The organism is Acholeplasma granularum ATCC 19168, from assembly GCF_000526235.1.
Lineage (GTDB): Bacteria > Bacillota_I > Bacilli_A > Acholeplasmatales > Acholeplasmataceae > Acholeplasma > Acholeplasma granularum.
The window spans coordinates 67,618-83,570 of sequence record NZ_JAFR01000008.1; the positions used below are offsets into that span (position 1 = coordinate 67,618).

At 28.4% G+C, this 15,953-nt stretch carries 16 protein-coding genes; 2 read left to right on the plus strand and 14 right to left on the minus strand.

What is annotated here, in order from left to right:
* Positions 1 to 41: 41 nt before the first annotated feature.
* The 11 genes from G324_RS0103255 to G324_RS0103305 form a co-directional block, all read right to left on the minus strand.
* Entirely contained in the window at positions 42 to 968 is a 927-nt protein-coding gene (locus tag G324_RS0103255; protein WP_025724970.1) for a carbohydrate ABC transporter permease, read from the minus strand.
* 12 nt (positions 969 to 980) lie between these two features.
* Positions 981 to 1,889 (minus strand): carbohydrate ABC transporter permease, encoded by a 909-nt coding sequence (locus tag G324_RS0103260; protein ID WP_025724971.1) that lies wholly within the window; start codon positions 1,887 to 1,889, stop codon positions 981 to 983.
* On the minus strand, positions 1,889 to 2,956 hold the full coding sequence (locus G324_RS0103265; RefSeq protein WP_035357300.1) for an ABC transporter ATP-binding protein: 1,068 nt from the start codon (positions 2,954 to 2,956) through the stop codon (positions 1,889 to 1,891). Before G324_RS0103265 ends, G324_RS0103260 begins: the two co-directional genes overlap by 1 nt.
* A 278-nt stretch (positions 2,957 to 3,234) precedes the next feature.
* The gene (locus G324_RS0103270; RefSeq protein ID WP_025724973.1) at positions 3,235 to 4,419 is read right to left on the minus strand and encodes a thermonuclease family protein; all 1,185 of its coding nucleotides are present in this window, start codon (positions 4,417 to 4,419) and stop codon (positions 3,235 to 3,237) included.
* Positions 4,420 to 4,677: 258 nt separating this feature from the next.
* A complete protein-coding gene (locus G324_RS0103275; RefSeq protein ID WP_025724974.1) occupies positions 4,678 to 5,460 on the minus strand; it encodes a DUF92 domain-containing protein in 783 nt (260 codons plus the stop codon).
* Between the two features lie 17 nt (positions 5,461 to 5,477).
* Complete coding sequence (locus G324_RS0103280; protein ID WP_025724975.1) at positions 5,478 to 6,335, minus strand: phytoene/squalene synthase family protein; 858 nt, start codon at positions 6,333 to 6,335, stop codon at positions 5,478 to 5,480.
* A complete protein-coding gene (locus G324_RS0103285; protein WP_025724976.1) occupies positions 6,335 to 7,822 on the minus strand; it encodes a phytoene desaturase family protein in 1,488 nt (495 codons plus the stop codon). Before G324_RS0103285 ends, G324_RS0103280 begins: the two co-directional genes overlap by 1 nt.
* A gap of 15 nt (positions 7,823 to 7,837) precedes the next feature.
* Positions 7,838 to 8,500: a diacylglycerol/polyprenol kinase family protein gene (locus G324_RS0103290; RefSeq protein WP_025724977.1), complete on the minus strand. Its 663-nt coding sequence runs from the start codon at positions 8,498 to 8,500 to the stop codon at positions 7,838 to 7,840.
* A gap of 15 nt (positions 8,501 to 8,515) precedes the next feature.
* Positions 8,516 to 9,190, minus strand: a complete 675-nt coding sequence (locus G324_RS0103295) for an ABC transporter ATP-binding protein (protein ID WP_025724978.1) — start codon at positions 9,188 to 9,190, stop codon at positions 8,516 to 8,518.
* A gap of 4 nt (positions 9,191 to 9,194) precedes the next feature.
* Entirely contained in the window at positions 9,195 to 10,265 is a 1,071-nt protein-coding gene (locus tag G324_RS0103300; protein WP_025724979.1) for an ABC transporter permease, read from the minus strand.
* A 17-nt stretch (positions 10,266 to 10,282) separates the two neighbouring features.
* A complete protein-coding gene (locus G324_RS0103305) occupies positions 10,283 to 10,765 on the minus strand; it encodes a glutathione peroxidase (RefSeq protein ID WP_025724980.1) in 483 nt (160 codons plus the stop codon).
* 90 nt (positions 10,766 to 10,855) lie between these two features.
* Here G324_RS0103305 and G324_RS0103310 point away from each other — a divergent pair, with 90 nt between their 5' ends.
* Together G324_RS0103310 and G324_RS0103315 are read left to right on the plus strand one after the other, a co-directional pair.
* Positions 10,856 to 11,584, plus strand: coding sequence for a LytR/AlgR family response regulator transcription factor (locus tag G324_RS0103310; protein WP_162146857.1), 729 nt, complete (start codon positions 10,856 to 10,858; stop codon positions 11,582 to 11,584).
* A 22-nt stretch (positions 11,585 to 11,606) separates the two neighbouring features.
* Complete coding sequence (locus G324_RS0103315) at positions 11,607 to 12,938, plus strand: GHKL domain-containing protein (RefSeq protein ID WP_025724982.1); 1,332 nt, start codon at positions 11,607 to 11,609, stop codon at positions 12,936 to 12,938.
* 5 nt (positions 12,939 to 12,943) lie between these two features.
* Here the strand turns inward: G324_RS0103315 and G324_RS0103320 are convergent, their stop codons facing one another.
* The 3 genes from G324_RS0103320 to G324_RS0103330 are packed head-to-tail and all read right to left on the minus strand — an operon-like array spanning position 12,944 to position 15,906.
* Positions 12,944 to 13,726, minus strand: coding sequence for a DUF1295 domain-containing protein (locus G324_RS0103320; protein WP_025724983.1), 783 nt, complete (start codon positions 13,724 to 13,726; stop codon positions 12,944 to 12,946).
* Between the two features lie 3 nt (positions 13,727 to 13,729).
* The gene (locus G324_RS0103325) at positions 13,730 to 15,505 is read right to left on the minus strand and encodes a DegV family protein (RefSeq protein ID WP_025724984.1); all 1,776 of its coding nucleotides are present in this window, start codon (positions 15,503 to 15,505) and stop codon (positions 13,730 to 13,732) included.
* Positions 15,502 to 15,906, minus strand: a complete 405-nt coding sequence (locus tag G324_RS0103330; RefSeq protein ID WP_162146858.1) for a DUF2177 family protein — start codon at positions 15,904 to 15,906, stop codon at positions 15,502 to 15,504. Before G324_RS0103330 ends, G324_RS0103325 begins: the two co-directional genes overlap by 4 nt.
* Between the last annotated feature and the right edge of the window lie 47 nt (positions 15,907 to 15,953).

The window sequence follows — 15,953 nt, forward strand, 5'->3', positions numbered from 1 at the left end:
TCAGATTGTTCATTTAAACTTTTAAAAAATTTATATGTATATTAACCTTTAATACCACTTCTTGACACACCCCTCATAATATACTTTCTAAAGAATATAAATACGAGAAGTAGCGGTATTGTAACCATGATTGTTGCAGCCATTTGATAGTTTACAGCTGAACGACCTGTAATTGGATCGATAAAGCTTCCTCTTAACCAGCTTGTGATCATTTTATAATCTTCATGAGCAACTAAGTTTGGCCATACATAAGCGTTCCATGAACCCATTACTTTTAATATTACGATTGTAATAATACTTGATTTTGCCATTGGAATCATTACTTTCCATAAATACTTCCAATCACTCGTACCATCAACTTTAGCTGCATAATATAATTCATTTGGTACTTGCTTAAATGTTTGTCTGAGTAAATAAATATGGAAAATACTGACTAAGAATGGGAAAATCATTGAATAATAGTTTTCAATGCCCGCACTACCATACCATCCAAATTGTGATACTGTAATGAAGTTTGTAATAACCATCATTTCACCAGGAATCATCATGGTTGCTAATAATATTGTAAATATTGCATTTTGACCTTTAAATTGTAGTCTAGCAAGTGCATAGGCAACCAAAATAGATGATAATGTTCCAAATAATGTGGAAACAATTGCAACAACCACTGTGTTTTTTAAGTAGCTAATCATTGTTAGGTTATTAGACCCTGAGTTAAATGCATCTACAAAGTTTTTCCATACAACGACTTTAGGAAAAATTGTTGGCGTTAAGCTTTCATTAATTTCTGCTGATGTTTTAAGTGCTGTTATAAACATCCAATAGAACGGTAAGATCATAACAAACGCCATAACTGTTAAGAATGTATAAATAAGAACTTTCCATAAAATTGATAATACTTTTTGTCTTGATAATGTTTTGTCTAATTCAGTTTTTGGAGATTTTGTAATTATATTTTCTGTATTCATGTTCATACCCTCCTAGTAGTGAACGCGACGTTTACTAACATATAAGTTAAATACTGTAAATATTAGTATGATCACGAATAATATAAACGCAGCAGCTGCACCAATTTGATATGTTGTAGAATCTTCAATCATTCGGTAAATAAACCCAACGACTGTTTGCATATCACGGTTATCTGCCCATGTTCCACCAAATACCCCAATAACTGATTCATATGTTTTAAATGATCCAATAAATGATGTAATTACAACATATGAAATAATTGGTGATAATAAAGGTATTGTAATGCGAGTTAGAACACGCCATTTAGGCGTTGCATCAATACGAGCAGCATCATAATATTGTTTTCCAATATTTTGTAAACCACCAATAAAGATTAAAATCTTAAATGGTAATGCGTTCCATATAATGTAGGTATGTAATACAAATCGTTTAGACCATGGGTCTGCGCCAATTCCTACCCAATCTTTACTTAAACCAAAGATGTGGTTAATAATACCATTACTTATGACATCTCCACCCGGTCCACTGTTAAATGAGAATAAGACCGCAAATACCATACCAATAGCGATTGTATTGGTTACATATGGCATGAAGAATATCGTTTGAAATAATTTTTGTAAAGGTTTAATTGAGTTGAGTGCAACAGCAATTAAAAGTGCAATAACAGTTGATGCTGGCACTGTTATAAAAACAATTAATAATGTATTACCTAAAACATTCATAAATGATGGATGTTGGAATAATCTTTGGAAGTTATATAAACTTAGGTCAAAATACATTCTATCAATACTTGCATCATAAGATTTATCAAATGATATAAGGACTGTTTTAATGATAGGATAAAATGTAAATATAATTAGTAGTATCAGTGGAATGGCCATGTATAGCCATGCATGATAATCTTTTTTACGTTCAAGCATTACAGTATCCTCTCACCTGTTTCTTTATTGAATAGAAACACTTTCTCCTTCACCACGTCAAAGTTTATTGTTTCAGGTGTGATTTTTGATGGATCATTTAGTATGATTCTAAATGTTGGTAGAATAGAATCTTTATGGTTAGCAACAATTGCTAAGTCTCTACCAATACTTTCAACAAAGGTGTAAGGTATTGTTAATTTTCCTTCTTTATTTGGTATATAACCTTCTGGTCTAATACCAACAACAACTTCTTGATTGATATCTTTAAGTTTTGAATTAGTAAATAACAGTGTATTACCAATAAATACTTGATTTTTATTTACACGGCCATTATAAAGGTTAATAGGTGGCGTACCTAAGAATTGTGCAACAAATTGATTTGCAGGATTATCGTATACAGCCTGTGGTACATCATCTTGTTGATTCTTACCAAAGTTCATAACAAAAATCTTGTCACTTATACTCATAGCTTCTTCTTGGTCGTGTGTAACAAAGATTGTTGTAATTCCTGTTTCTTTTTGAATACGTTTGATTTCTTCTCTTGTTTGAAGTCTTAATCTAGCATCTAAGTTTGAAAGTGGTTCATCAAGTAATAAAACTTTAGGTTTTTTAACTAATGCTCTTGCAATAGCAACTCTTTGTTGTTGCCCACCTGATAATTGACCAGGTTTTTTGTCTAATTGGTCTTCAATACCAACAAGTTTAGCTATTTTAATAACTTCAGTTTCTATGATATTCTTGTCAACTCTTAAATTTTCTAAAGGAAAAGCGATGTTTTGACGAATAGTCATATGTGGATATAAAGCATAGTTTTGGAAAACTAATCCAATTCCGCGTTTTTCAGGTGCTAATTCAGTAACATCTTCATCACCAAATAAAATTCTACCTTCAGTTGGGTCTAAAAGTCCCGCGATCATAAATAATGTTGTAGACTTTCCACAACCAGACGGACCTAAAAGACCTACCAATTGGCCAGCAGGTATAACAACATCGAAGTTATCTACCGCCCTTGTCTCACTTTTAGTTTTCACATCTGTAAATACTTTAGTAAGGTTTTTTAATGTAATTGCAACACCAGCATGGTTAACTGATTCTTTTGCAACTGCATCTGCATTACTTTCTGTAGTTTTGCTTGTATTCACTGTAAATCCTCCAATTTTTTTAAGTAAATTACTTTTTATTAAGTTTATTATTTTACATATTTTATAGTGTGAACTCTTTAAAATACATATTTTAAATAATAGTGAATTAAATACACGTCAATTATAGTATATTCTCATATAAAAATCAATTTTTGAAGGTCTTCCTTAAAAATTTTACATAAAATATACAATTGATTATTTTATTAGTTTTTCCAGTCTTGATCATTAGGATAGTGGCTACATCCCCCGGATATTAGCTCGCCTCTACCATAATCCCAACATGAATCAACTCCGCCCATAACGCCTAAATTCTTATCAGCAGCATTTGCTTGAGCTGCTAAGAGATAAGAAATGTACGGTACTTGATTATATGCAGCAGACATACTATGGATTGAGAAATCTTTACTTACTTGTGATAATCCGTTACGTACGATGACGTGATTAGATAAGATGCCATCAACCCAAACAAGTGCTAAGAATCTACCAAATGTATCTACTGTGGATAGTCCTTCTATTGTTTGTAGATAAATTTCTTTTTCTGATGTATTAGCCAGTAAGTATTGTTTATTAAAGTTACTTGCTTGCATACCCCATGGTTGAACTGTTGTGTGTGTGCCATTTACTTCTGGTGTATCTACATAAAGGTATCTAACTCTAATAGTTTCGTTATTATCAGATCTTTGGAAACTTGCTGTATCTCCATCAGCAATACTTACTAAAGTTACCTTTAATAACCCACCACCACCAATTGTTGGATCAGTTGCACTTAAGAATGGTTTATCGAATAAAGATTCATTAAACTGTGGACCATCAAGTAGTTGTTCCATTGTTTGAACTGGGAAGTTATCATTTTTTAAATATTCAAACACTTCTGGTTGATAAACAATAAAATCTCCTTCATCATAAACACTGTTTTGTTCCATACGATCTGGCATTCTAATTAATGTAGCGTCTTTTCCAAAATCAGCACTTGATAAATAATGTCCAACAACATCTAGTATTTCATCATCCGTTACTAATGCAACCATATCATTACCATTAAATAGTAAATCATTAGTGGTCATATCAGCTATTTCTAGAATCTCAGCTTTTGCATCTGGTCTAGCAATTAGATAATAACCTTTAGGTTCAATCTTTCCTTCTAATTTGATGCTGTAGTCTCTAGTTGCTGCTCCATTAGCATAGATATCTAATGTCAGATTATTAAGTTTGATTTCATCATTTCCGTTGTTATATAATTCTATGACACTATTGTTCATAGTAAGTGCTTCATAGTATTTTGAAATGACAATATCGCTGTAGTATTCTTTATTAGATACTTTGGGCCCACATGCTACTAATATTAGTGTTGTAAATAATAGTGCTAATATTGTTATTTTTTTATGCATTGTAATCTCCTTTTTGTAAATGTAAAATTCGGCATGACTGTATATTATAGCATACGAAAGTAAAACGTTTACATTTTTGATAATTTTTTTTATTTTTGTATATATATTTTAATTTTTAAAACGATATATACATCTATTACGCTTAATATTTTATCATTTAATGCCTCCTTTTTAACATTAAATGTTGCTTAGAGGCCTTAAAAAAGATAAAAGATCATATGGTATGAAAATTAACCATATGATCTATGTTTTTTGATACTAAATTATCAATATTATGTAGGTTACAATAGATATTGTAAGAACCATTATGAAGTTGACTGTGTTATTATTTACAAATTTGTTACCAGAGATTAGAATATGCTGTCCTTTGTTAGATATAAATTCAATAATTTTTCCACTTTTTAAATCCTTATATTTGGCTTGTAAGAATATACCTAAATAACTATCTAATAAACTTCCTAAAAAACCAGCTATTGATATAATAATTAAGAATTCAGAAAATAGAAATATATTAAAACTATTTTCTATAAAATAAAGCAAGTTAAATAATAAGGCGACTGCAATTGCTCCAAATAATGAAGAAATTGTACCAGTTAAACTAACCGCTCCAGATAAACCTTTTTCCATTTTTTTAAATGTTAAAATAGAAAATGTTTTTCCCTTACTCATAGCTCCTATTTCCGATGCCCATGTATCTGCTGTTGATGCTGCAATTGCTACAACTGAGACAATCAAATACGGAAGTTCATCTAGATAATAGTATAGTATTAAAAAGGTTAAAGATACCACAGAGTTTGAGATGACTTGTATAAAATTTCTACCATTTTTTTCTTTATCATCTTTATTAAATTTGGTAATAATGCTAGAACTAAAAAAGAAGAATATGAGTACAGACCAAACAACATAAGAACCGAACATAAAAAACAATGTTCCAATAATTGTAGCTGATAAAAACCCACTTAATGTTAGTGATTTTTTAATGTATGCTGTTATTGTAATTAAGAAACTTAGTGCAAACCCTATGATGCCTAGTACTAACATAAAGGTTTTCCCTCCTCTTATAGTAATGTTTTGATTATTTCTTTTTTTGTTTCATCTGAAACTATACTTCTAATGGAAAACACTTGATAGTTATTCATTCGTATACTATCTAAAATTGCTTCATAAAATTTTGATGCAAGCAGGAGTGGTTTTCTAGCATCTACTTTAAATAAGTCTATTTGATCTATTGCACTTTGGTATTTATCATGTGCATACAAAGCAAGATATTCCACCGTATTAATAAAGTTTTCATTTACAACTTCATTATATAAATCATCTTTTGAATAATTAAACTTATTCATTACATCCTTAGGTAGGTAGATTCTATTTCTTTTCTTATCTTCACCAATATCTCTTAAAATATTAGTAATTTGCATCGCCTCACCTAAATTAATAGCAACCCTATTTATTTTATCAACATCTTTTTTTTCTGCAAGTATATAGCCCAACATTTCACCAACAACACCGGCAACTTTATAACAATAATCTAAAAGTTCATTTAGTGTATTTGGCTGTGTAAAGCGGTAATCCATTTCTTGACCTATGATAAGTTCATAATATGGTTTAAAATCATATTTTATAGGGTAATAGGTTTTAATGACTTCATTTAGACTTCTAAATATGAAGTCATCAGGAATGTTTCCGTTTTTTAATGCACTAAGTTTTCTTTCATAACTTTTTAATAAATCTAAGTCTTTATATTCATCAATCGAATCATCGACAACTCTACAGTAAGCATAAATTGCATAGATTGCATATCGGTCTGCCTTACTTTTTAATGTACTAAATGCTTTATAAAATGTCTTTGAGTTGTCCTTTATGATTTGTTCACAGAGTTTAAATTCTTTTATTTGTTCTTTAGTAAGCTTTTGCATTATTTTAAATCCTTATGAAGTTCATTTACAGCCAGTTTTGCACTATTTAAAACAATTGGTACTCCTGCTCCCGGATGATTACTGCTTCCAGCTGAATATAAATTATTTAAGAATTTAAATTTGTTTTGAGGACGATAATAATTACTTTGTAAAAGGGTTGGACGTAATCCAAAAGTTGCTCCAAACTGAAGGTTAAACTGTGTTTCAAAATCATTAGGCGTATAAACTTTTAGGTATTCAATATTATCCTTAATATCTTTAAAGACCTCATGGTAAGACATCATATCTAAAATTTTGTCTGTATATGCTTTTGTTTGTTTTTCATCCCATTTTTCAGGGCTATCTGATTTATTTGGTACAGGCACTAAAACATATAATGACTCTTTACCTTCAGGTGCCATTGAACTATCAATACGACTTGGTGCATAAACATAGTATGATGGATCATCCGGTGTTTTACCATCAAAAATATCATTAATGTTTCCATTAAAATCATTTGTAAAAAAGAATGTATGAGGTTTGAGATTATAACGTTTTTTAGTTCCAATATAAAGGATAAATGAAGATGATGAATAAAGCATTTTATCAATCTTTTTAGGGGTGTATTTACCTTTGTTTTTGTTATCTTTAATCAAATTATTCATAGCCCACGGGAAATCTACATTTGATAATACTGCATCATAGTTTTCAGATATTTTTCCATTAACTTTAATGGCTTTAATATTTTTATTTTCTATAATAAATTCTTCAACATTTTGATTTAATAGTATTTTCCCACCCATTTCTAAAAATCTTTTTTCCATAGCTTTGGCCATACTATACATCCCACCTTTAATATAATAAACGCCATATAAAAGTTCAATCATTGGAATGATTGTATAAATAGATGGCCCATTATAAGGTGATATTCCTATATATAATGTTTGAAACGCTAGTGATTGTCTTAATTTTTCATTTTTTACATATTTTGAAATGGATTTATATGCCGAACTTAATGTTTTAAGTTTAAGTCCTTGATATAACATTTTAGGATTATAAAATTCACTTGGTTTTCTAAAACTTCGATCTATAAAATGATTTTTAGCGACTAAATATCTTTTATATACTTCTGCTAAGTATGCCATATAACCCTGAGCATCTTCTTCACTAACTTGTTCGTTTTCTAAAGTCATACGTACTAAGTCATTGGATGCTGTAAGTGTTGTGCGATCTCTATATTGAATTTCAAACATTGGATCTATTCTTAACATTTCAATATAGTCTTTATAATCAGCACCACTTACTTCAAATATTTCTTGATAAAGTTTAGGCATCATCACAATAGTTGGACCTACATCAAATGTAAATCCATTTTCTTTAATTTGATTCATACGGCCGCCTATTTTATCATTTTTTTCATAAATGGTGACATCATAACCTAAACTTTTTAATCTAATTGCAGATGCTAGTCCTGCTGTACCTGCACCAATAACTGCTACTTTTTTCATATTATAAATCTCCTTTTAAATAACCAGAATTAATAGATAATAAATAAGTGATGCACCAAGTGGTAGCGTTAAATTATCTAATCCCTTAGGTGTAATATATTCTATTATTGTTGATATAAAAGCAATCACAAGTGCCATATAAATATGGTTTAATCCTTCACTAAAATTTATTATTATAGCTGCAACCACTAATGATGATACAAACATAGTAATGCTTCCAATAAGTGATTTACCATTACCAATTTCTTTCTTACCATATTTTTTTCCAATTACAGCAGCTAAACCATCCCCATAGCCCATAATTAAAATACCCATTAGCCCAATCATGGTATTTTCTACAAATACGATTGAAAAAATAACTAGTATTAATAATGATATTGGAAAATATACAGTTCCTAAATTACCTTTTCCACTGCGTTCCATGGATTTAATTAGGTTCATTTTATATGATAAGTAATTTAATGCAACAAATGATATTGGTGGTATTAAAGTCCACCATATATCATTTTTGTCTTGCATAAATATAAGTACTAGAAAATACCAATTAGAGACACCTATATGTATAAATTTTCTACTTGCCTCATCACCTAATATGTTTTTCTTTTGAAGAATTGTTGAAATACCTATAATGATTCCAATGAATGCATATGAACTAAGTAAGTAATATAATATGTGCATAATTTCTTTCCTTTTTTACGTTCTTTGAGTTAAGATACCATCAACAATAACATAAACCTTATCACAATACTCCAGTAATCTTTCATCATGGGTGACCATGATGGTTGCCTTTTTTTGTTCCTTAGTTTCTTTAGCTAAAAGTTTTACAACTTCATATGCTTTATTCGTATCTAAGCTTGCTGTTGGTTCATCTGCAAATATCACGTTTGGGTTATGATATAGTGCTTTTGCAATTGCTGATCTTTGGCGTTCTCCACCTGAAAGTTCATTTGGATACTTATTCTTTAATTTATCTACACCTAGTTTTACAAATAATTCATCCATCCAAGCTTGGTTTGGTTTTGTCTTTGTAATATTATTGTATAAAACCATTTGCTCTTTTACTGTTAAAAATGGAATAAGGTTTGATGCTTGTAAGATAAAACCTATTTCATTTAATCTAATCTTTGATTTTTGATTGTTATCTAATTCAGAAAATGGTTTACCATTAATTAAAACTTTACCTGTTGTGGGTTTTTGAAGACCACCTAAAATCGTTAAAAATGTAGATTTACCACTACCAGATGGTCCAATAATAGCAATAAGTTCACCTTCATAAGCTGTAAAGTTAGTTTGTTTTAATGCACGAATAACATTATCACCTTGTAAAAAATCTTTTGATACGTTGATCATTTCAATAACTGGTTTCATATAATTAACCTCCAATTGCTTTTAGTGGATCGATTTTTAGTACAGCCTTCACTGAGAATAATGCACCTAAAAATGCAAATAAGAAGAATGCTAATGTAATCACACCATAAAATAATATATTTGTTGCAAAAGGTATAATATCTGATAAGAATATACCACTAATAATTGTAAGTCCAAGGCCTAATACAATACCTATAAGTACTAATAAGAATGTTTGTACAACTACAGAACTTGCAATATAAAAATTTGAAATACCTTGCGCTTTCATTACACCAAACATTGGTGTTTTTTGAATGGTTAAAACATAAATAAAGATACCTAAAACAAATGCAACAATAATAATTAAAAATATAATCATTGTTGAAAAGGTAAGTACTTGTGCTGTATAACCTGGTAGTGTAGAAATATAATTATCTGTTGTGTAAACTAATAATTTATCAGATACACTTTCTGTAGTACCCCTTACAATTACACCACTAAATAAATCTGGTGCATTTTCTGAGTTATATCTATATTTTTGCCATGTAGCCATTTCCATATAAATAACTGGTGCCGTTTGATAGGTTGTTTTTGAAGTGAACCCTATAATTTTAAATTGTGTGTCCGTACCTGATACACCAAGCATGTCACCAACCTTATAACCTTCTTTTTTAAGTTCTTCATCTACAACAACATCATTACCTTCAATAACTAAATCTTTTACCTCTTCTGGAATAAGAAAACTACCTTCATCTATTCCAAAAAAATAAACATTCACTCTCGTATCTAATATATTTGTTGATAAAGGATTATTAATTACTGCCGGAAATAGTCCAATTCTAGCTTTTGTACCATCAACAACAACTTGATCATAATCACTATTTGTCATAAATGACATCATTATAGAGTCATTTGCATCGACAGTCATGACAATTTCATTTGAATCCCATTTATTAACTGCATTGGTATATGATGAGGCTAATCCATATGCAAGTGATGTTAGAAAATATACTAGGTAACTAATTAATACAATAACTGAAATTATAAGTGCAAATTTACCCTTAGTATACTTAAGTTCTTTAATTGCTAAAAACATATGTTGTATCCTCCTTTTTATTTGTTATTATTAAGTAATTTTTCAATATCTTTTGCTATTTTTTCTGGTTTAACCATCGGTGCATAGCGTCTAATAACTTTTCCATTTTGATCGACTAAAAACTTAGTAAAGTTCCATTTAATTTTTTGATTAAATAATCCTTTTTCATGACGTTTTAAATAAGTAAATAAGATAGATTCATCATCCCCATTTACCTCAACTTTTTTAAAACGTTTAAACTCTGTTTGATAGTTTTTTACACAGAATTCATTAATTTCATCAATTGTGCCTTTAGCATCTTTAAAATTGTTACTTGGAAAATCTAGTATTTCAAAGCCCTTTTCTTTATATTTATTATATAAATCTTGTAGACCCTCATACTGTGGTGTAAAAAAACATGTGGTTGCTGTATTGACAATTAATAGTACTTTTCCCTTATAGGAAGATAACTCAACGATATTACTATCAATATCTTCAACTCTAATTTGATATAAACTCATTTTTTAATTCCTTTCTTATAAATTATTTTTTTGTGACTTATTTATAGTATAATAAAGATACTTAATTACTAGAAATTTGGGGTATAGACATTGATTTCAATTGCTCTTTGCGATAATGAAGATAAATACTTAAATCATTATGAATCTAAAATTAAATCATCTGCAAAAGAATTAAACTTAATGGTTGAAATCATTCGTTTTAATAGTGGTGAATCACTTCTTTTTTACTTAGAAGATCATCCAAATAAATTTGATATCATTTACTTAGATATTATGATGGGTAGAATAAACGGTATAGAAACTGCTTTAAGTATTAGAAAGTTTAATCAAGATTCTAAAATAATATTTTTAACTAGTTCTAGGGATTTTGTATATCACGCATTTGATGCAAATGCTACAAACTATCTAATTAAAGACTTACATGATACAAAGTTTGATTTAGTTTTTAAACAAACATTAAACTCTTTAAATAAATTTAAATCTAGAAACGTATTTTCCATAGAAACACCTAAAGAACAAATTATCATACCACTAGATGAAATTATATATTTCGAGAGCTTCAAAAGGTTAGTTATTTGTCATATCAATCAAAAACCAAGTATTGAGTACTACTATAAAATCAGTGATGTAACAAAAACTTTAGAGGATAAAAGTTTTGTATTAATACATCGTTCTTTTTTAGTTAATATGCAATTTATAGCCAAACTAACAAGTTCAGAAGTTGTATTAAAAAACGGAGTTGTTTTACCTATTTCACGAAATAAATATGATGATGTAAAATCTTTATTTATCAAATATTTAAATGGGATGAAATTATGATGATGTCTTAATAGGGGGATTTATGATTTATTTACATCTGTTATATGCATGTATTGCTGCAACAATTTATTCATATTTTTATATTAGAATTTACTCCAAGTTTTTTGATTTAAGAAAGTATTATTACTTGGGTTTTTTAATATTTCTAGTTACAATTTTTATTCAATTTATGACAATTAGTGTCTTAGGCATGACAATTGGATATATTGCTCTACTTTCTTTTATTACATATCCAATTGCTTTATCTATGATTTATCGTACAAATATTTTTAATATTGTCTTTTTATCATTAAATGCAATTCTTACAATTTATGTTGCTTTTATATTTTTTGCTGCAATTTATGCTTCTATCCATCAAGTTCAGTTTACGATCACATGGATTTATGTATCAAACTATTATCATCTATCGCAAGCTCACGCTTACTTAAGTTCTTTATTATTACTTATCTTTTTTGATAAATTTATATTGTCTGATAAATTGAAGGATTTTTTCTTACTTAGAAGAAACTTAATATTAATCATAGGCATTCAAACAATATTGATTATTAATATGATTTGGATAAGTGTTTCAAGAGAAAACTTACCTTTTAGTTGGTATAACACAGTATTAATTTTAATTGCTTTTAGTGTTTACGGAATTTATGTAATGCTTAGATTATTCACAGCTAATTCTACATATTTTAGTGTCTTTAAAACACATACGGAAACTCTTAAAAAACAATTAAATTTTCAAATAGAACATTACAAAAACTATGAAATGCAAACTCAAGAATATTTAAAATTTAGACATGATTATGAAAAAATTCTAAAAGGTATTACAACTTTGCTTGATCTTAATGATTATGAAGGTGTCAAACAACTTATTAAAGATTCCAATGATGAGTTTGATTCTATATCTTTTACTTACAAGAAATATTCTAATAACTTAATTATTGATGCACTACTTAATGATTATCAAAAACGGTTTAACAAAATTGGTGCAATATTCGATTCTAAAGTTTATATTCACTTGGATCAGGAGTTTTCTGATATTAACCTTATAAAACTATTTTACAATATATTAGAGAATAGTTATGAATCTTTAATAAAAGTTGATGATGCTAATATGCGTATTATGAAAATCGAAAGTGAATTAATAGATCGATATATTAAAATAAGTTTTATTAACAGTATGAACATTAAGTTTTATGATGATTCAACAAGAACATCTAAATCTGATAAACTTCGACATGGATTCGGTAAAGCAATTATTGATAATATTCTTTCATCCATTGATGGTTTTTCAAATAGATTCATTACTGAGGAAAATAATATCAGTTTTTATAATTTAGAAATATTTATCCCAATAAGTTAATTTGATTATTTTTTAGGTGGTAATGGAAAGAAAATTGAGGTTTTGGATTTATATACTTGATAGTTTGGATCATCCTTATATCTTTTTTCAAGTAGTGGTATCCCTGATACTTTTACAAGTAAGAATGTAATAATAATTGGGCTTAGTAACCCTAAAAGACCAATAAGATTTAATGTAGATACCGCTAATAGACCTATACCCCACCAAATCATAGACTCTCCAAAATAGTTAGGATGACGTGAATACTTCCAAACATTTGATTGCATTATTTGACCCTTATTCTTAGGGTCTTTTTTAAATCTTTGGAGTGAATGGTCGGCAAGTACTTCAAAGATGAATCCTAATAAAAAGACAACTATCCCAACACTTATTAAACTTATATTAATTATATTTAAAGTAGATTCTGGGTTTAGGTTCGTTAAAATAATTGGAAGTGCAATAACAAAATTAATAATAGATTGCATAAAGAATATATAAAAATATGATTTAACTTTAATACTTGTTTTCCATCTAATTTTCATATTTGTATATCTGTAATCTTCTTTTTTATTAAAATTTCTTACAAATAAATACATACTTAATCTAAGTCCCCAAATTGTAGTTAATATTGTAATAATTATGCCTATAACAGAGTAATGAGCTCCAATAATTAGGGATGATATCGCACTAATGACAATACCTAGTCCCCATGCGATATCAACTAGTCCATTATTATTTTTAACTTGAGCTACAATATACCATAGTGTAAAGAATGCTAATGATATTAAATAAATATATAAAAATTCCATAAATTAATCCTTTCTTATGTAAGCAATACCTACAGATCCTTTTCCTGAGTTCATGGCTATAATTGTTGAAATATCAGACATGTACTCTGGTTTAAATCCCGTGATATCAATTACTTTTGTTTTTATTTTTTCAGCTAATTTTAAATTATCTAAATGCACAAGCGCATATTTTTCAATACCGTGTGATTGGTGAATCTTTTTGATGTATTTAACAATTTTATTTATATTATTCTTTTGACCTATTGATTTTGATAGAACAATTCCGTTACCTTCACTATCTATAGAAACAATCGGTTTAAGGTGTAGTATTTTTCCTATTTTTCCTAAACTTTTTTTAATTCTACCGCTTCTTACCATTAAATCTAGTGTTTCTACGTGAACCAATATTTTAGTTTTATTTGTTAATTCTATTGCTTTTTTTTCTATTTGATTAAAGTCCATACCTGAATCAATTAGTTCTGCAATTTTCATGACTAATAACCCTTGAGATACACTGTTTTGTTTTGTATCTATAACTTTAATTTGAGTATCTAAAAAGCTATTAGCAATTTTATTAAATATATTGTATGTACCACTCATTTTTCCAGAAACTGTAAGTACTAATATGTGCTTATAGTGTTTAGCTAATGTAGCTAATAAAACTTCAACAGATTTGGGATTTGGTGCAAATGATTTTGGGTATGTTTTTGAATTTAGGATATATTTGAAAAATTGTTCATTATGTATGGTAAGTTTGTCATAAAATATGACATCATCAATATTAATACCTACAGGATATACATGGATTTGGTAGTGATCAATAATTTCTTTAGGTATATCTGCAATTGAGTCTGTAACGATTGCAATCTTATATTTAGGTTTTAACTGTATTTGTTGTTGCCTTAACATGTCATCAACTTTAGATTCTAATATTTGACCTAGACTTGATAGTTCATATAATACTTTTTCTGGATGATTTGTATGTATATGAATTCTTTTTAATCTTTTTGATTCACCTACTACGACTGAATCACCTAAGTTTGAAATGATTTTGGTAAGTACATCTTTACTTATTGTTGTTTGAAGTAAAACCTCTGTACAATATCTTGTGTTATCATTATGGATATGTTCTTCTTTAAAACTAAGTGTAGGTAGATCAACCTTGAATTCTTGGGCAACTATTTTATTTTCACCTATTAATCCTTCAATAAATCCTTCTACAAATAATGTAAATCCTAATGCACCAGCATCAACAACGTTGTGTTTTTTTAGGATATCTAATGTATTTTTAGTTTCTTCTAGTGCAATTTTTAGCTTTTGACTTGTTGCTAGTAAATAAGCCTTTATTGAGTCATGATTCTCTTTTTCGATTAGTAGATATTCAAGCCATTGGCGCATTAAAGTAATCATTGTTCCTTCTAATGGATTTTCTAGTGCCTCATATGCATATGAGACACCTGATTTTACTCGTTCAATTAATTTAATATCATTTGATTTTTTATCATCTTCTAATAGTGTAAATCCATAAAGAAATTGTGAGAATATTAATCCTGAATTACCTCTAGAACCTAATAGTGCAGCCTCTGATACAGATTCTAGTGTTTCACTGATTGAATTTCCTTTTTTTGTGAGTTCAATAATTGATGACATAAGCGCTGATAAATTACTTCCTGTGTCCTTATCTCTTACAGGAAACACATTTAATTCATTTAATGTTTCTTTATGTTTTATAACTGATTTTGCTGCAGTAATAATTGCTTGATACAATTGCTCATTTTCTAGTAATATTTGATCTGTCATTTAAGATACCTCCGATAGATTAAATAGGTTAATGTTGATGTAAGACTTGTAAGTAACATTCCCCACATAATGTCAATAATTACAATAGTTAGTGGAAAACCAGCCAGTGTAATATAGTTGGTTAAATCATAGGTTGAGTATGTTACTAAGCCAAATAATGCACTTAATATAACTACTTTATAAATACTTTGTTGATCTATCATTGGTTTTATTACAAATATGAAGAGCCCTATTATAAATATCATGTAAAATAAAATTATTGGTATGATAGGAAAATCTGTTTTCATTAAACTTCCTAATTCATTTTGATAAAGACTTTTAGCAATAAGTCCTAACCAAAGTCCATCGATTACTGCAAATATTAATGCTGAAATTAGTATTGTAATTATATTTTTTTTCATATTTATCACCTTTTTATTTACAACATTATTATATTTTATTAATTTTT